We start from the raw sequence: 17905 nt of genomic DNA on the forward strand, positions 1-17905 counted from the left end.
TATTGTATTTCCTAAGGTTGAGAAGCGCAATGTTCATATAACTTAACAGATCGTACTATAGTGGTGGGGGAGAATTATGGAATTGGAACTACATTCACTTAATGCATTAAGAAATATGGAGGTAATAGACATATTAACAGGAACTAAAATAGGATTTGTAAAAGATTTTAAAATAGATTGCAATGAAAATAAAATAGTTTCTTTAATATTACCTGGAGAAATAAAAACGTGGTTTGCAAAAGAAGAGGAAACAGAAATATTGTGGAAGGATATAATAAAGATAGGAAGGGATGTTATCCTAGTTAGCAGTAAAGATGAAGTAAATGCAAACAACATGTAGCCATATTTTGAAAATATATGTATAATGGTTATAAGGCTAGATATACAAAAGCAAAGAGGTGAGTGAAAGTATGAAATGTCCATTTTGCGGATTTGAAGAAAGTAAGGTCGTCGATTCTAGATCAACAGATGATAATACGACAATTCGAAGACGAAGAGAATGCTTAAAATGTACTAAGAGATATACTACATATGAAAAAATAGAGGATTTTCCTGTTTTAGTAATAAAAAAAGATTTGACTAGAGAAAATTTCAATAAAGAAAAAATAATTAATGGGCTAATTATAGCATGTCAAAAAAGACCTATATCTAGAAAACAAATTGAAGATATAGCAGCTGATATTGAAAAAACAATATCTAATAGTATGCTTACTGAGATTCCTTCAAAAGATATAGGTGAGATGGTTATGGCTAGATTAAAAGACTTAGATGAAATATCTTATGTAAGATTCGCATCAGTATATAGACAGTTTAAGGATATAAATACTTTTTTAGAAGAAATAAAGAATCTTACAACATAATCATAAAAAAGGATGGTGAAAGTTTATTTCAACATCTTTTTTTTATGGGTAATATTTATTTTGTTTAATTAAGTTTCATGCTTTAAGGAAACTCGACTCACAAACGCTTCGCTGAGTAAGTGATTCACACCAAATATTTTTAAAGGAAATTAAGTTGCATGTGCAACTTAACTAAGTTCGAGAAACCAAATCGTAGATTTGGACTCTCACTTATGTTATAAGGAAACTCGACTCACAAACGCTTCACTGAGTAAGTGATTCACACCAAATCATAGATTTGGGTTCTCTACTTATGTTATATATAAGTTAAACTTTAGTTAATATAGGTGATAAATATGAATTAGAATGTTAATATTAAGTTATAATATAGTTATATATGGTAGGGAAAATTATAGAAAATTATTAGAGGTAATAATGAGAATATAATGTTAAGATAATTATACATAAAAATATTTTGGAGGGAAAACTTGAATAAATTAGAATTAAAATCAATAAAGAAAAAAGATGACTTTATGATTATAGAAGACGAAAAATTTAAAGTTGTATTCACAAATTCAGAAATGGAAAGAAGTTTTAATAGAAATACAAAAGAAGGTATAGAAGAGCTTGAGTCATTAAAAAAAGAATTTGAGGTAGATAATATCGTATATCTTAAACAAATTCATAGTGATAAAATATTAGTGTATAAACATAATGAAAAATCAATTAAAGATGAAGAGGGAGATGCCATAATAACAAATGAAAAAAATGTTATTATTGGAGTTTTTACAGCTGATTGTGTGCCAATTATACTAGTGGATGAAGAAAATAGTGTGGCAGCAGCTATTCATAGTGGTTGGAAAGGTACGTTTGAATCTATTACATTTAAAGCTATTGAAAAAATGAAAGCTGAGTTTAAAACAAATGAAAAGAATTTAAAAGCATATATTGGAGCACATATTAGAAAATGTTGTTATGAAGTTTCGGAAGAATTAAAGTTAAAGTTCATAGAGAAAAAAGCTTCCATAGATAATGAAGAATTATTTGAGGGAAGGAATTTGAATTTAGAAGCTTGTATAATAGATGATTTGCATAGAGCTGGAGTATTTGACCAAAATATATATAGTATTAATTTATGTACTCATTGTTGTGAGGAAATTAAACTACATTCATATAGAAAATCTCAGGGTGCATATGGAAGAATGTTTGCATTTATAATTTTACATTAAGGGGGATAATATTATGGCAAAAGAAAAAATATTAATAGTTGATGATGAGGAACATATAATTGAATTGTTAAAATTCAATTTACTAAATGCAGGATATGATATATTAACTGCTAATAATGGAATAGATGCAGTGAAAATAGCAAAAGCAGAAAAACCAAGTTTATTATTACTTGATTTAATGTTACCAGGTATTGATGGCTTTGATGTTTGCAAAGAAATAAAAAGAAATAATGAAATGAAGGGTACATCAATTATTATGTTAACAGCTAAAGGGGAAGAATTGGATAAAATATTAGGATTAGAGCTTGGAGCTGATGATTATATAACCAAGCCATTTTCCGTTAGAGAATTACTTGCGAGAGTTAAAGCTGTTTTAAGAAGAACAAATTCCTTTAATGAAATAGAAGAAGAAATCTATGATTCTCAAAATTTAAAGGTGGATTTTGAACGTCATGAGGTATATGTTAATGGTGAAAAAGTAGATTTAACTTTAAAAGAATTTGAACTTTTGCAGATATTAATTAAAAATAAAGGGAAAATACTAAAAAGAGAAACTTTGCTAGATAAGATTTGGGGATATGAATATATAGGAGAAACGAGAACAGTAGATGTTCATATAAGATATCTTAGAAAGAAAATAGAAGAGGATGATAAAAATCCAAGATTTATTGAAACTATAAGGGGAGTGGGTTATAGATTTAACCCAGCAGAATAGCAATGAAGAATAAGATATTGAGTTCAGTAATTATAACTGTTTTATTTGCAATAATAATTGTGACATCGTCTTTCTTGATGCTGATGAATATAGAACAAATTAAGAATACTAAAGAAGAACTTAGAAATATTAATTATTTAATATCAGAGCTTAATGATACACAAAATATTACTAAAAATGACTATGATGAATTAAAAAAGCTTAATAATATAAAGATAAATGATATTAATGTTAGATTTACGCTCATAAATAGTGATGGTGTTGTACTGTATGATAATGAAGAAAAAAGTACTGAAAATCATAAAGATAGAGTAGAGGTTAAAGAAGCATTAGAAAATGGTGAAGGTTATTCTAAGAGGTATAGTGATACTATAAAAGGAAATTTTCTTTATTATGCTACTAAAATGGATAATAATCTTATTATTAGAAGTTCTGTTCATATATACACCATAAGTATATTACAAAAAGAAAATATTAAATATTCGTTTTTAATCTTAGGCTTAGTGATACCATTCTCTTTATTTTTATCTTTAAGGCTTGTTAAGAAGATTGTTGAACCAGTGAAAGAATTAGAAAGTGTAACTTTAAAAATGACTAATGGTGATTATAAAATAAGAGCTGATGTCAATAGCAATGATGAACTTGGCACCTTGGGCAATAGCTTCAATAATATGGCAGAACAGCTTCAGTTAAAAATTCATGAAGTTATAGAAAAACAAAATAAAATTGAATCTATATTAAAGAGTATGGAAAGTGGAGTTATAGCTGTAGATAATCATAATAATGTAATATCTATAAATCCATGTGCAGAATCTTTGCTTGGAGTAAAGAAAAATATAATTGGACAATGTTTACTTGATTATATAAATGATTATGATATAACTAAGTTTTTAGAACAAGATGAGGAAAATGACAAAGAAATAAAAATGCTTCATCCAATAGAAAGAGATTTCAAAATTAAAAAGACAGAAATGTTTGATGGTGCAGATAATATAGGAAAGGTAATAACCTTCCAGGATATTACTGATATAAATAGGGTTGAGCTTATGAGAAGTCAATTTGTAGCCAATGTATCTCATGAATTAAAAACACCATTAACATCAATTAAGGGCTTTGCTGAAACTCTAAAATTTGTTAAGGATGATGAAACGAGAGAGAAATTTTTAGATATAATTGATAAGGAAGCAGAAAGATTATCAAGGCTTATAAATGATATTTTAGTTTTATCAAGCATTGAAAGTAATTTGATTTCTGATATTGATGAATTCGAACCAGGATCAGTAATTGAAGAAGTACTGAACATTGTTAGAAAAACTGCTGTTAATAAGAATATTAAATTAGAATTTACCAATAATAACAAAGAGCATATTTTGGGTAATAGAGATAAATTTTATCAATTGGGCTTAAATTTAATTGAAAATGCAATTAAATATTCAAAAGATGGTTCTGGAAAAGTTGAAGTATCTAGTTGTAGTGAAGGTGGATATTATTATTTAACAGTAAAAGATGATGGGATTGGAATACCTAAGGAAGATATACCAAGAATATTTGAACGTTTTTATAGAGTTGATAAATCAAGAAAAAAGGGTGGTACTGGCCTTGGATTAGCAATTGTAAAGCACATTGTTAAAATTTTTAACGGTGAAATTAATGTTAAAAGTGAGTTAGGGGAAGGGACTGTTTTTAAAGTTAAAATACCTTGTATTTAATATATAAGTTCTAATTAAATTTCTACATGTGAATCTTAAAGTAAGTAAATATGTAGTTTGTTTGATTGGAACTTATATTATTTATAGAATGAAACAATTTAAATGAACATAAATTAACGGAGAATTTTCAATACTAATGTTAAATTTATTTAACATGTACCTAATATTACTTAACATTTCTCTAATAATGGATTAACTAAATGGGTATATTATAGAACATGTAGAAAGAAAACATTAAAAATAATATATAGAATTTATTTGGAGGGAAATGTTAATGAAAAAGAGAACATTAAAGTTAATAGTAAGTGCACTAGTAGTTGGAGTATTAGGGATTGGAATGGTAGGTTGTGGAAGCTCAACTGCAAATAATGAAGGAAAAGCTGCTGATAATAAAGCAGCAGCAACAGAAGTATCTGGTTCAATAACAGTAAGTGGATCTTCAGCATTATTACCACTAATGGAAAAAACAATTGAAAAATTCAAAGAAAAAAATCCTAAGGCGGAAGTTGGAGCTCAAGCAGGGGGATCTGGTACAGGTCTTACGCAAGTATTAGATGGAACAGTAGACATTGGAAACTCAGATGTATTTGCAGAAGAAAAGTTAGATAAAGCAAAAGCAGAAACATTAGTTGATCATAAAGTAGTAGCACAAGGATTTGGAGTTGTAGTAAGCAAATCACTTGGAATTGACAATTTAACATCAGATCAAATTAAAGGAATATTCTCTGGAAAAGTTACTAACTGGAAAGAGGTTGGAGGACCTGATAAAGAAATATTATTAATACACAGAACTGCTGGTTCAGGAACAAGAGCAACATTTGAAACTAAAATATTAGGTGGAGATAAATCTTTAGAAAATGATTCACTAGGTGCAACTCAAGATTCAAATGGTGCAGTATTAAGTGCAATGAAATCAAATGATGGTGCAATTAGTTACTTAGGTCTTGCATATATGCAAACTAAAGAAGCTCAAGATGCTTTAAAATTAGTTAAGATTGATGGTGTGTCTTCAGATAAAGCAAATATCTGTGACGGTTCATATAAATTCTGGTCATGGGGTCATATGTACACTAAAGGAGAACCAACTGGGGTTGCTAAGAGTTTCCTTGAATTTGTAACAAGCGCTGATAACAAAGACAGTGTAGAAAGTTTAGGATTTATTTCAGGAGCAGAAATGAAGGTAAAATAATTAGTTAAGGACTGAGGAAGAGATGGAAAAAAGAAGTTTTAAAGAAAGGCTTAAAAATGAATATTTAGGTCAAGGCTTTGCAGCACTATGTGGATTATTAATAATAATTATAACAATATCAATCATAGTATTCATAGCTTCAAAAGGAATAAGAATTTTTATGTCAGATGGATATAGTCTTTCAGAGTTTTTATTCACAAATAACTGGAAACCCAATAAGGGTGGAGAGCCTTCCTTTGGAGCTCTCGCTTTCATCTTAGGTTCCACATTAGTATCAATAGGTGCAGTGATTTTAAGTGCACCTATTGCAATTGCATTAGCAATATTTGTGAATGTCATATCTAGTAAGTTTGGTAAGAAGTTGATTAAGCCATCCTTAGAAGTATTAGTTGGAATACCTTCTGTTGTTTATGGATGGGTTGGTATTTCTGTACTGGTACCATTTATTAAAAATAACTTTGGAGGAATGGGATTTTCTTTAATTGCAGGAATATTGGTACTTTCATTAATGATATTACCCACAATAGCAACTTTATCTATAGATGCAATAAAGACAATACCTAAAGATCATATTGAAGCATCTTATGGATTAGGAGCTACAAGATGGCAAACAATATCAAGGGTAATAGTTCCAGGAGCTAAAACTGGTATACTTACAGGAGTTGTACTTGGTATAGCAAGGGCTTTTGGAGAAGCTTTAGCAGTTCAAATGGTTATTGGTAATACTGTTAAAATACCTGATGGAATGTTTTCTTCTATGTCTACATTAACAAGTATTATAACTATGGATATGGCTAATACTGTTGGTGGTACTGCATGGAATGATGCATTATGGACACTAGCATTAATTTTACTTGTAATCTCTTTTGTATTTATAGTAATAGTGAGAATTATTGAGAAAAGGAGTGCAGTATAATGAATGCGAAAAAAATTGATAAAATTGCTACGGTTATATTTTATATAATTAGTATGTTTATAGTTTTATTGCTTGCCGCCTTTATTTTATATATCTTGTATAAGGGTGGAAGTATGTTAAAACCTTCATTTTTATTTGGAAAACCAAAGTTAACAGGTGAAGGTGGAGGTATAGGTCCTCAATTATTCAATTCTTTTTATATGTTAATTGTTTCTTTAGTAATTACAGTTCCAATAGGTGTTGGAGCGGGTATTTATCTAGCAGAATATGCAAAAGAAGGACCAATTCTTAGATTTATAAGAATGTCACTTGAAACTATGTCATCCCTTCCATCTATAGTTATAGGCATGTTTGGATTATTAGTTTTTGTAAATATAGCTGGATGGGGATATTCAATACTTGCAGGTGCTTTATCAGTAAGCATATTAAATATACCATCTATGACTAGAATTTCTGAAAATGCTATTTTAGCAGCAAGTAAAAGAGTAAAAGAAGCATCACTTGGACTTGGTGCAACTAGATGGCAAACATTAGCACGACTTACAGTACCAACAGCTATGGGTGAGATATTAACTGGAATAATATTGGCAGCTGGAAGAATTTTTGGAGAAGCAGCAGCCTTCTTATATACTGCAGGATTAAGTTCAAAAAACTTGAACTTTGATGTAATAAGTTTATCAGGAAATAATTCTGCATTTTCACTTTTTAGACCAGCAGAAACATTAGCGGTTCATATATGGAAATTAAATTCTGAAGGAGTGGTACCAGATGCCGCTCAAATTGCTAATGGAACAGCAGCAGTACTTATAATCGCAGTTCTTTTATTTAATGTTGGAGCCAGACTATTAGGAAATAAAATCATGAAAGCTTATAGTGGGAAGTAGGAGATGGATATGAATATTATAGAAACTAAAGATTTATGTTTGTATTATGGTGATAATCAAGCTTTAAAAAATATAAATATGGCTATAAATAAAAATGAAGTTACAGCACTTATTGGACCTTCAGGCTGTGGAAAATCAACTTATTTAAGAACTTTAAACAGAATGAATGACTTAATTGAAAGTGTAAGAATAACAGGTCAGGTTTTATTTGAAGATAAAGATATATATAAAGATTATGACGAAATATACTTAAGAAAAAGAATAGGTATGGTGTTTCAAAGACCAAATCCATTTCCAATGTCAATTTATGACAATATTGCATATGGCCCTAGAATCCATGGAATTAAAAATAAGAAAGTATTAGATGAAATTGTGGAAAAGAGCTTAAAAGGTGCAGCTCTTTGGGATGAAGCGAAAGACAGATTAAAGTCAAGTGCTCTTGGAATGTCAGGTGGTCAGCAACAAAGGTTATGTATTGCTAGAACACTTGCAGTTTCACCAGAAGTAATATTAATGGATGAGCCTACTTCGGCTTTAGACCCTATTTCAACCGGAAAAATGGAAGAACTAATGGATGAATTAAAAAAGAAATACACAGTAATAATAGTAACTCATAATATGCAACAAGCAGGTAGAATAGCAGATAAAACTGCATTTTTCTTAAGTGGTGAAGTTATTGAGTATGGAAAAACTGAAGATATATTCTATAATCCTAGAGATAAAAGAACAGAAGACTATATTACAGGTAGATTCGGTTAGAAAGGGGTATTGGTATTATGACAAGAGGATCTCAAGATGCAAGAGTTAAAGTTATAAACAGAGAATTACTAAATATGTCAAGTTTAGTAGAAAAACAAATCTACGAAAGCATGATGAGTTTAAAAAACTATGATGTAGTTAAAGCTGAACAGGTTATTAAAGATGATGATAAAGTTGATATTATGCAAAAAACAATAGAAGAAGAATGTATTAAATTTATTGCAACAGAGCAGCCTTTAGCAACTGATTTAAGAAGAGTATTTACAGCTTCAAAGATAGTTACAGATCTTGAAAGAATGGCAGATCATGCAGTAGACATTTGTAAGATAACAAAAAGACTAGGTGGAAATGTAAAAGCTTTTGATAGTAATTCAGAAGATATATGGGAGATGGAGAAAAAGGTAAGATCTATGATTAAATCTGCAATCGATGCATATATTAATGAAGATGAAGATGCAGCATATAAAATTTGCGAAAGAGACGATGAAATTGATGCTTTTTATAAAAATTTATTTGGAAAATTAATTAATGCAATAAAAGTTGATGAAAGCTTAATTAACAAAGGAACACAATTATTGTTTGTAATAAAGTATTTAGAAAGAATTGGTGATCATGTAACTAATATTTGTGAATGGACTATTTTTTCTAAAACTGGAGTTTATGTAGATTTAAATGAATAGTATTTTAATATAAAAGCTAATTTTATAAGTGATCCCAAAGTTCTAGTTCATAATTAAAAGCTGAATTGATTTTATATTCTAGTACAAAAAATGACATTCTAATATTCTATTTGATTTTTTTATTAAAGAATTTAATGGAATTATTGGTATGTTATTTTTTTTAGTTTTTAATTAATAAAGGTTTTTCTATTTATCATTAGGATTTGTTGACATAACGTTTACATTGTTGTAATATAAGACAAATAATAAAATGTAAAATGAAATTATTTTAATATTAGATAGAGATATTTAATATTAGTTCTCATAACTATAATTAAAAATTTTATTATACAAAAGTAAATCTAGCCGGAAAGGGGCAATGAAATATGACAAGAGGATCACAAGATACAAAAAGAAAAAGTATAAATAGAGAATTAGTAACTATGGCTAATCTAGTAGAAAAGCAAATTTATGAAAGTATGGTTAGTTTGAAGAATTATGATATAGAATTAGCAGATAAAATTATTAAAAATGATGATAAAGTAGATGAGATGCAGAAAATAATTGAGGAAAGATGTATTAAATTTATTGCAGCAGAACAACCCTTGGCAAAAGATTTAAGAAGAGTAATGACTGCATCTAAAATAGTAACTGATTTGGAGAGAATGGCAGATCATGCAGTAGATATATGTAAGATAACAAAAAAGATGGGGGGAAATGTTAACGCCTTTAAGAAAAGCTCAGAGACTTTATGGGAAATGGAGAAAAAAGTGCGTGACATGATAGGCAAATCTATTGATGCATATATTAATAATGATGATGAGATGGCATATAAGATTTGCCAATTAGATGACGAAATAGATTCTTTTTATAAGTCTTTATTTACAGCCTTTATCGAAGAAATTAAGTTAGATGAAAGCTTGACAGAAAAGGGAATCAATCTTTTGTTTGTTATTAAATTTTTAGAGAGAATTGCTGATCATGTAACAAATATTTGCGAGTGGACAGTATATTCTAAAAATGGTGCTTATGTGGATTTAAATGAATAACTTATAATAAAATTTTATCTTTAAAAATATTTTTAAACTATAAGTTGATAAAATCACAATTTCATATGTGAATGGATGGTAAAGTAATAAATAATAATACTTTATTTTAATAATATATTTATAAAACAAAGTATTTAACTCTAAAATGATTATAGAGATATATTGACATTATATTGTAATACTGATAATATATGCATTAATAAAATATAAAAGCTTTGATGAGGAAGAGTAATTATATGCTTGAAATAAAGAGAGGGAACGCTGGTGGAAATTTCCCATGATAGATGTAAAGAAGGTAGCCTCGGAGCCTTAAACCGAAAGCATTATGCAAGTAGGCTTTAACGGAAATTCCCACCGTTAAAAGGGAAATAGTATCGGCAGTAATGCCCGCACTATACTGAGAGTGTACATTTGTACAAATTTAGGTGGTACCACGGAGATTATCCTTCGTCCTATTGTTATAGGACGGAGGTTTTTTTTATTTCTTTTAAATGCGCAGTTAAAAGAAGTTATAAAAAATTTTAGGAGGTATTAATTATGTTAAGTAAAAAATATAATCCATTAGAAACAGAAAAGAAATGGCAAGAATATTGGCAGGAAAATAATATATATAAATATGATTTTAATAGTGATAAGGAAACATTCTCAATAGATACACCACCGCCTACAATAAGTGGTAGTCTTCATATAGGACATATATTTTCATATACTCAAGCTGAAATAATAGCTAGATTTCAAAGAATGCAAGGAAAAAATGTATTTTACCCTTTGGGGTTTGATGACAATGGTCTTCCAACTGAAAGACTTGTAGAAAAAGAATTTGATATAACTGGTGCTTCTATTCCAAGAAGTCAATTTACTGAAAAGTGTCTTTTAACTACTAAAAAATATGAAGAAGATTTTAAGAACCTTTGGTTATCCATGGGATTTAGTGTTGATTGGTCACTTAAATATGAAACAATTAACCCTAGAATACAAAAAATATCTCAAAAATCATTTTTAGATATGGCGAAGAGTGGTAAAGCTTATATTAAAGAAGCTCCAGTTTTATGGTGTACAACATGTCAGACTTCAATAGCACAAGCGGAACTTGAAAGTGGAGATAAAGAAACAACTTTCAATTATATTTCTTTTATTTCAGAGGGAGAAAAACTTACTGTTGCAACAACAAGACCAGAAATGCTTTATGGATGTGTATGTTTATTCATAAATCCCAAAGATGAAAGATACAAAAACTATATAGGTAAGAAAGCTATAGTTCCACTATATAATTATGAAATACCTATTCTTTCAGACGAAAAAGTAAGTTTGGAAAAAGGTACAGGAGTAGTAATGTGTGCAACATTTGGAGATACCACAGACTTAGAATGGTACGAAAAGCATATGTTGTCCTATAAAAAAGTTATAGAAGCAAATGGCAGAATATCTGATCAGGTTCCTTTAATTGGAGGTTTGAGGATTTTAAAAGGAAGAGAAAAGATAATTGAATTACTAAAAGCTGAAGAGCTCTTAATAAAAAGTGAAGTTATAACTCATACTGTTTCTACTCATGAGCGATGTGGAAAACCAATAGAAATAATACCTTCAAAGCAATGGTATATAGATATTTTAAGCGAAAAAGAAAGATATTTAAAAACAGCAGATCAAATAAACTGGTATCCTGCTTATATGAAAAATAAATATACAACTTGGGTAGAAAATCTAAAATGGGATTGGTGTATTTCAAGACAAAGGTTCTTTGGTGTTCCATTTCCAATTTGGTATTGCAGTAAGTGTGGGAAAACTATATTTGCAAAAGAAGAGGATCTTCCAATAAATCCAATGGAAACAAAGCCTTCAAAGCCTTGCTCTTGTGGAAGCACAGAATTTATACCTGAAACTGCTGTATTTGATACTTGGGCGACTTCCTCATTAACTCCATTAATAAATTCAAAATGGAATTCAAAAGAGGACTTAACTAATGAGCTAATACCAATGGGGATGAGAACGCAAGCACATGAAATAATAAGGACTTGGGCATTTTATACTATTGTAAAAAGTTTATTTCATTTAGGAAGAATTCCATGGAAGGATTTAATGATTTGCGGTTTTGTATTAGCAAAAAAGGGTGAAAAAATAAGCAAATCTAAAAATAATGCACCAACTTCACCAAGAGAGTTAATTAAAAAGCATTCAGCAGATGCCTTAAGATATTGGGCTGCTGGGGCAAAGCTTGGAACTGATACTATGTTTTCAGAAGAAGAACTTAAAATATCAAAAAGATTCTTAAATAAACTTTGGAATGCTGCAAGCTTCTGTATTATGCATCTTGAAGGTTATGATAAAACAGAGCCTGATGAAATTCTTCCTATAGACCAATGGATAATTGAAAGAACTAAAATTTTAGAGAAAACTGTAACTCAAAATTTATATGAATATGAAATTGGTGTAGCTAAACATGAAATAGATGAATTTTTTTGGAATGATTTTTGTGATAACTATCTTGAAATAATTAAAGATAGATTATACAAACCAGAAATTCATGGAAGTAAAGAAAAATTATCTGGCCAATATGCATTATATAATGTATTGCTTGAGATTTTAAAACTTTACGCAATATATGTACCTCATATAACAGAAGAAGTATATCAAATGTATTATAAACAGTTTGAGCAAACATTTTCTATTCATAAAATAGAATGGAGCATGAAATCAAAAAATAAGAATGAAGATATTATATCATTTGGGGAAGATATTAAGAAGATAGTAGGAGAAGTAAGAAAATATAAATCAGAAAGAAATTTGTCATTAAAAGAAAAAATTAATAAATTGATAATTTATATTTCAAAAGATGAATATTTATATTTTGATAAATCCTTAAAGGATATTAAAGCATGTACTTGGGCAGATGAAGTTCAATTTCAAATAGGTGATAAATTCATAGTTGAAATAAATTAAGAGATATAGATTATTTTATATAAAACAAAGGAACTCTTATAAATATAATGTTAGAGTTTCTTTGATTTTTAATATGAATTGGATATAAAAAAATAAATTATATCTAGAGTCGGTATCAGATATTTATTTATTTATTTATTTATTTATTTAAATGGGAAGGAAGTAATGTTTCGAAATAAATATGGTTATTTAGTAAAAAATATTGAAAAATGTAAAAATTAAGTGTATTATATAATTTATAATATAATATTGCTAATAGCACACTTATCTAAAGATAAGGCCGCAAAGCCATGGGTCTAAAGAAATTATATTTCTATGATTGCCAGGTTGCCAATTTATATGTATGAGAATAACTTTGAATACTTATTTTTTTGTGTCTATTAATGGTGTTAATAGGCATTTTTTTTGTATTTAGATATAGATAAGGGTTTTATATATTAGTGTGTATATGAAATTATTTTATAAATGAACTTGAGATGTCATGAAAAAATTTTAATTGGAAATAAATAAATTTAATAAAAGGGAGGTTAAGGTTAGTTATAAATATATTAGAAATTTATTTATGACTAATAAAGTGACAAAATGAAAGATGTATTAAATGGGAAGATGACAAACATAAGGATAAGAGATATAGAAGTATATCATGGCTCTAAAATTATTGATAATTCTTTCTATATTGAACATTTTAAAAAGCAAGGAAAAGATATTAAACATTTTCTTGAAGATATTTGCGGAAGAAAAAAACGATATTTAATTGATGAAAAAAAGGAAAATAGCCTTACTATGGCACAAGAGGTTTCCAAGAAGCTTATGGCAAAATCAAAGCTTCTTGGAAAGGATATTGATATGATTGTCTTTTCAAGCGTACTTCCTCAATATGTTTCACCACCATGCTCAGTAATAATTCATAACACAATTGAAGGAAAAATGGATTGTTTTTGTCAGGATATTAACATGAATTGTGCTGGGATGACATATGCCTTAGATATGATTTATCGAAATATGTCAGCAAATAGTAATATAAATAAAGTTTTACTTGTAGGGAGTGATTATTTAAATTTTCAAATATCACCTGATGATACTTCATGCTATGGACAATTTGGTGATGCTGCTTGCGCATTGATACTTGAAAGAACTGAAGAAGATTCTGGGTTAATAGATAGTAAGCCTATTGTTCATTCAAATGGAATTTCTGATATTGTATTTCCAAAATGCGGCTTTACTAATATTTTTGATGGAAAAAAAGAAGATTTCTTAGCCTTTTGGAATGTGGAAGAATGTCCTTGGTTAGATACTGCAATAATAAGCATGAAGGGTTTATTAAATGAAAATAACTTAAAGATTAATGATATTTCAATGTTTTGTTTATCACAGTACACATATAAAAATATAGAATATCTTAGAGAAAAACTAAACATACCTGAGAAAAACAGTATATATGTAGGAGATACCTATGGATATACAGGAACAACAAGTCCATTTATTGCTTTATATACTGCAATAGAAAATGGGCATGTACAGCGTGGGGATAATGTTATGCTTTGGACAGTAGGTGCAGGCTATTTTCATATAGCTGTGTTATTAAAATATTAGCAATCCACAGAAGATTAGATGTTGTAAGTTGACTATTATATTAAAAATCACTAGGAATGAGGGGTGTGTTAAATGTCTTTAATTAATGAATCTGTTGGAGCTTATACAAGTAATATCTTTGAAAAACATAAAGATAATGAAGCTTTAGTATATGTTGAAGATAATAGCAGATATACTTATGAAAAACTTAATTATGAAGTGGAAATGATTGCTAAGAGTTTTATATCAATTGGGGTAAAAAAGGGAGATCACATAGCATTGTTATCATCTAATTCTCCTGAATGGATAATTATATTTTTAGCTACATTAAAAGTAGGAGCAGTATCAGTTTGTTTAAATGTTTCTGCAACTGAAGAAGAACTGGATTATATGTTAAAGCAGTCTGAATCAACAATATTAATTGTAAGCGATAAGGATATGATTGAAAAAGTTGATTTAGAAAAATTCGACTATTTAAAAATAACCTTAAAAATGAAAACTTTGTTTAATTTAGGTTACATAGTATCCAGAATGGAAAGTGTATCTAAAGAGAGGTTTTTAGAAGTTATAAATGATGTTTCAGCAGACGATATAGCAACAATTTTATATACATCAGGAACCACAGGAAATCCTAAAGGTATTATGTTCACCCATAAAGCTGTATTAAATGGTCCTATTTCCTTTGGTAAAAATTATAAATATACCACAAGAGATAAAATTTTAGTTGCATTGCCGTTAAATCATATTTTAGGTGGAAAGTATACTGCAATTTTAGGACTTTTATTTGGAAGTACAGTAGTTCTAATGAAGAAATTTAAAACCAATGTTGCACTGGAAACTATCCAAAAAGAAAAATGTACAGGTTTTCATGGGGTTCCAACCATGTATCAATATTTAATTAATAATTGTAATTCTTATGATTTATCGAGTTTAAGAGTTGGAATGATTGCAGGAGCAGTATCATCTCAGACGCTTATGAAGGAGATAATGGAGCATTTACACATTTTAGAGTTAAGTAATACATTTGGACAAACTGAGACTTTAGGTGTTACACAAACTCCAATTTCTGATAAAAATGATCCTAAAATAAATACAGTGGGTAAACCAGTTGAATATGTTGAAATAAAAATATGTGATACAAAAAGTGGAAAACAACTTCCTCCAAAGACTGAAGGAGAATTGTGTGTGAAAAGCCCTTATTGTATGGTCGGATATTATAACAATCCAATTGCAACAAGTGCCACAGTGAAGGATGGTTGGGTGCACACAGGTGATATTGGTTTTGTTGATGAAGAGGGATACTTATCTATAAAGGGACGATTAAAGGATGTAATAATTCGAGGTGGTGAAAATATTTCTCCTACAGATATTGAAAATCATCTTATTAAGCATCCTAACATTGAAACAGCAGTTGTAGTTGGTATTCCAGATGAAGATCTTGGAGAAGAAATAGTTGCCTTTATTAAAGTTAAAAAAGCTTGTTCACTAGCTAAAGATGATATATTTAAGTTTTTATCTGGAAAATTATCTAAATATAAGTTTCCTAAATATGTAGAATTTATAGATGTATTTCCATTAACATCTACTGGGAAAATAAAGAGAACTTCACTTAAACAAATAGCAAGTGATAGAATTCTTAATGCTTCACTAACTAAAATAGCTTCGAATTAAGAAGATAGAAACGCATAATAATAATTTATGAAAATAAGGTATTAATAATTTTTGATAATCATAAGGAGGAAAATATGAATAAAAAAGAAAGTTCGATTATAACCTTTAATAAAAAGACTCTTAAATTTGTATTATTAGTTTATGTAAGTTTATGTATTATGGCATTACTATTCTTTAGTGGTTTAAAGGTGTTAGGATTAAATGATAGCATAAGCGTTAATTCATTAATTATTCAAGGAATAGCTATTGTGATTTATATTATAGCAATTAGGATTTGTTATAAAAATACAATAACTGAAGAAGGGTTTAATCTTAAAGCTTTTAAAATAACTAAGGTTGTAATTTTAATATTAACGTATTTTCAATATTTATTTTTGAATTTTACAATGCATTTAAATTCAATATGGATGATGATTTTTTACTTTGTAATTTTGGGAGCATTATTTTTTGATTTAAAAATGATTACAATATCAATAGTTTTGAGTATTTTATGCCAAGTCATAGTTTTGGTAAATAATCCTGACATATTTAGCAATACACAATATGTTATAGCAGAAGCGGCTATGAGAATAATTACTATTTCCTTAACATTAGCAATAATTTTTATGGTGGTATATTTTGCTTCAAAATTGTTGGAATCCATTGATGAAAAGGAACATGAAATTAAAAAAGAAAACGAAAAATTAATGTATTTATTTAAAAATTTAGCTGAGATTTCTACTACAGTTTTAAATTCAAGTCAAAACTTAAGTGTTGCCATTGAAGAGCAAACAAGTTCTTTACTTCAAGTTTCAGCAACAAGCCATGATATATCAAATGATTCTAATGAAATGCTAAGTAAAGCAGAAAAGAATAAAGAAATCTTAAATACCTTATTAAAAGCAAATGAAATAGTAGCTATTAAAACAAAAGAAAGTGAAGAAAAAATAAAGGAATTTATGAAATCTACAGATCAGAATGAGAAAGCTTTAGATGAAACACTTTCAATTATTACGGATATAAAAAACAGTATAGAGAATACTTTTAAATCAACAGAAGAACTGGAGAAAAAATCAAAAGAAGTTGATGAAATTTTAACTATCATTGGAGATATATCAGAACAAACAAATCTTCTTGCTTTAAATGCATCAATTGAAGCTGCAAGAGCTGGCGAATATGGTAAAGGTTTTGCAGTAGTAGCTGATGAAATAAGAAAGCTGGCAGAGGGAACCAATAATTCACTTACTCAAGTTAGCGGAATTGTAGGAGAATTAAAAGATAAGATAAATTTAGTAGAAAAACAAATGTCTCAAAACAATGAAAAAGCTCAAGTTGGAAATAATCTTTTAAATGAAACTGCAAAAGGTTTAAATGAGATGACTTCAGATTTGAAAATTTTTAGTAATAATATTTTAGATATGAATAAAGCCTCAGAGACAATGCTTGTTGAAACTAAAAATGTTGTTAAGTTTAATGAAGAAGTTGATAATATCACAAAGGATACAATAGCAAAATATGAAATAGTAAATGATGCTGTAACTCAAAGTGCTTCTACAAGTGAAGAAATAGAAACTAACATAAGTGAATTAAAAAATGTTGTTGAAGAAATGAATAGTCTTATTAAATAATGCTTATTAAAAGTCTGCCGAAAGGTGGGCTTTTTTATACATTTTCTAAAAGAAATTTATATTAATAAAAGTTTAGTTTATAATTAAAGTACAAGCTACATATAAAATATATAAAATAGGAATCTGTTAAGCTGTTATGAAAAAATAGCTTGATTATTCATAGAATTACT

Annotated in this window: 15 protein-coding genes, 1 riboswitch and 1 other annotated feature; all 15 genes read left to right on the top strand. The window is 28.4% G+C overall.

Annotated elements, in window-relative coordinates:
• Positions 1-76: 76 nt before the first annotated feature.
• The 15 genes from GXK56_RS26325 (at position 77) to GXK56_RS26395 (ending at position 17735) form a co-directional block, all read left to right on the top strand.
• The gene (locus GXK56_RS26325; RefSeq protein ID WP_160693080.1) at positions 77-340 is read left to right on the top strand and encodes a YlmC/YmxH family sporulation protein; all 264 of its coding nucleotides are present in this window, start codon (positions 77-79) and stop codon (positions 338-340) included.
• 70 nt (positions 341-410) lie between these two features.
• Positions 411-860 (top strand): transcriptional regulator NrdR, encoded by a 450-nt coding sequence (gene nrdR, locus GXK56_RS26330; RefSeq protein ID WP_160693082.1) that lies wholly within the window; start codon positions 411-413, stop codon positions 858-860.
• A gap of 467 nt (positions 861-1327) precedes the next feature.
• Positions 1328-2068, top strand: coding sequence for a peptidoglycan editing factor PgeF (pgeF, locus tag GXK56_RS26335; protein WP_160693084.1), 741 nt, complete (start codon positions 1328-1330; stop codon positions 2066-2068).
• 13 nt (positions 2069-2081) lie between these two features.
• On the top strand, positions 2082-2783 hold the full coding sequence (locus tag GXK56_RS26340) for a response regulator transcription factor (protein WP_160693086.1): 702 nt from the start codon (positions 2082-2084) through the stop codon (positions 2781-2783).
• Between the two features lie 2 nt (positions 2784-2785).
• Positions 2786-4492, top strand: coding sequence for an ATP-binding protein (locus GXK56_RS26345; RefSeq protein ID WP_160693088.1), 1707 nt, complete (start codon positions 2786-2788; stop codon positions 4490-4492).
• Positions 4493-4766: 274 nt separating this feature from the next.
• Positions 4767-5681 (top strand): phosphate ABC transporter substrate-binding protein, encoded by a 915-nt coding sequence (locus tag GXK56_RS26350; RefSeq protein ID WP_160693090.1) that lies wholly within the window; start codon positions 4767-4769, stop codon positions 5679-5681.
• A gap of 22 nt (positions 5682-5703) precedes the next feature.
• The gene (pstC, locus tag GXK56_RS26355) at positions 5704-6597 is read left to right on the top strand and encodes a phosphate ABC transporter permease subunit PstC (RefSeq protein WP_160693092.1); all 894 of its coding nucleotides are present in this window, start codon (positions 5704-5706) and stop codon (positions 6595-6597) included.
• Positions 6597-7481 carry a phosphate ABC transporter permease PstA gene (pstA, locus tag GXK56_RS26360; protein ID WP_160693094.1) on the top strand — a complete coding sequence of 295 codons (885 nt, stop codon included), beginning with the start codon at positions 6597-6599 and terminating at the stop codon, positions 7479-7481. Before pstC ends, pstA begins: the two co-directional genes overlap by 1 nt.
• Positions 7482-7490: 9 nt before the next feature.
• A complete protein-coding gene (gene pstB, locus GXK56_RS26365; RefSeq protein ID WP_160693096.1) occupies positions 7491-8240 on the top strand; it encodes a phosphate ABC transporter ATP-binding protein PstB in 750 nt (249 codons plus the stop codon).
• 17 nt (positions 8241-8257) lie between these two features.
• Positions 8258-8920, top strand: a complete 663-nt coding sequence (phoU, locus tag GXK56_RS26370; RefSeq protein ID WP_160693098.1) for a phosphate signaling complex protein PhoU — start codon at positions 8258-8260, stop codon at positions 8918-8920.
• Positions 8921-9285: 365 nt separating this feature from the next.
• Positions 9286-9948, top strand: a complete 663-nt coding sequence (gene phoU / locus GXK56_RS26375; RefSeq protein ID WP_160693100.1) for a phosphate signaling complex protein PhoU — start codon at positions 9286-9288, stop codon at positions 9946-9948.
• 206 nt (positions 9949-10154) lie between these two features.
• Positions 10155-10406: a binding site (T-box leader), on the top strand.
• A 79-nt stretch (positions 10407-10485) separates the two neighbouring features.
• The gene (locus GXK56_RS26380) at positions 10486-12885 is read left to right on the top strand and encodes a valine--tRNA ligase (protein ID WP_160693102.1); all 2400 of its coding nucleotides are present in this window, start codon (positions 10486-10488) and stop codon (positions 12883-12885) included.
• Between the two features lie 247 nt (positions 12886-13132).
• Positions 13133-13220, top strand: a riboswitch (cyclic di-GMP riboswitch).
• A gap of 247 nt (positions 13221-13467) precedes the next feature.
• A complete protein-coding gene (locus GXK56_RS26385; RefSeq protein WP_243156279.1) occupies positions 13468-14478 on the top strand; it encodes a 3-oxoacyl-[acyl-carrier-protein] synthase III C-terminal domain-containing protein in 1011 nt (336 codons plus the stop codon).
• 72 nt (positions 14479-14550) lie between these two features.
• The gene (locus tag GXK56_RS26390; protein WP_160693104.1) at positions 14551-16128 is read left to right on the top strand and encodes an AMP-binding protein; all 1578 of its coding nucleotides are present in this window, start codon (positions 14551-14553) and stop codon (positions 16126-16128) included.
• 74 nt (positions 16129-16202) lie between these two features.
• Complete coding sequence (locus tag GXK56_RS26395) at positions 16203-17735, top strand: methyl-accepting chemotaxis protein (protein WP_160693106.1); 1533 nt, start codon at positions 16203-16205, stop codon at positions 17733-17735.
• Positions 17736-17905: the final 170 nt, after the last annotated feature.

It is taken from the genome of Clostridium sp. C2-6-12 (assembly GCF_009928485.1).
GTDB lineage: Bacteria > Bacillota > Clostridia > Clostridiales > Clostridiaceae > Clostridium.

What these genes read in the sequence shown, in the direction of transcription:
- GXK56_RS26325 (WP_160693080.1), top strand. Translation starts at nt 77, where the DNA reads ATGGAATTGGAACTACATTCACTTAATGCATTAAGAAATATGGAGGTA.
- nrdR (WP_160693082.1), top strand. Translation starts at nt 411, where the DNA reads ATGAAATGTCCATTTTGCGGATTTGAAGAAAGTAAGGTCGTCGATTCT.
- GXK56_RS26340 (WP_160693086.1), top strand. Translation starts at nt 2,082, where the DNA reads ATGGCAAAAGAAAAAATATTAATAGTTGATGATGAGGAACATATAATT.
- GXK56_RS26345 (WP_160693088.1), top strand. Translation starts at nt 2,786, where the DNA reads ATGAAGAATAAGATATTGAGTTCAGTAATTATAACTGTTTTATTTGCA.
- GXK56_RS26350 (WP_160693090.1), top strand. Translation starts at nt 4,767, where the DNA reads ATGAAAAAGAGAACATTAAAGTTAATAGTAAGTGCACTAGTAGTTGGA.
- pstC (WP_160693092.1), top strand. Translation starts at nt 5,704, where the DNA reads ATGGAAAAAAGAAGTTTTAAAGAAAGGCTTAAAAATGAATATTTAGGT.
- pstA (WP_160693094.1), top strand. Translation starts at nt 6,597, where the DNA reads ATGAATGCGAAAAAAATTGATAAAATTGCTACGGTTATATTTTATATA.
- pstB (WP_160693096.1), top strand. Translation starts at nt 7,491, where the DNA reads ATGAATATTATAGAAACTAAAGATTTATGTTTGTATTATGGTGATAAT.
- phoU (WP_160693098.1), top strand. Translation starts at nt 8,258, where the DNA reads ATGACAAGAGGATCTCAAGATGCAAGAGTTAAAGTTATAAACAGAGAA.
- phoU (WP_160693100.1), top strand. Translation starts at nt 9,286, where the DNA reads ATGACAAGAGGATCACAAGATACAAAAAGAAAAAGTATAAATAGAGAA.
- GXK56_RS26380 (WP_160693102.1), top strand. Translation starts at nt 10,486, where the DNA reads ATGTTAAGTAAAAAATATAATCCATTAGAAACAGAAAAGAAATGGCAA.
- GXK56_RS26385 (WP_243156279.1), top strand. Translation starts at nt 13,468, where the DNA reads ATGAAAGATGTATTAAATGGGAAGATGACAAACATAAGGATAAGAGAT.
- GXK56_RS26390 (WP_160693104.1), top strand. Translation starts at nt 14,551, where the DNA reads ATGTCTTTAATTAATGAATCTGTTGGAGCTTATACAAGTAATATCTTT.
- GXK56_RS26395 (WP_160693106.1), top strand. Translation starts at nt 16,203, where the DNA reads ATGAATAAAAAAGAAAGTTCGATTATAACCTTTAATAAAAAGACTCTT.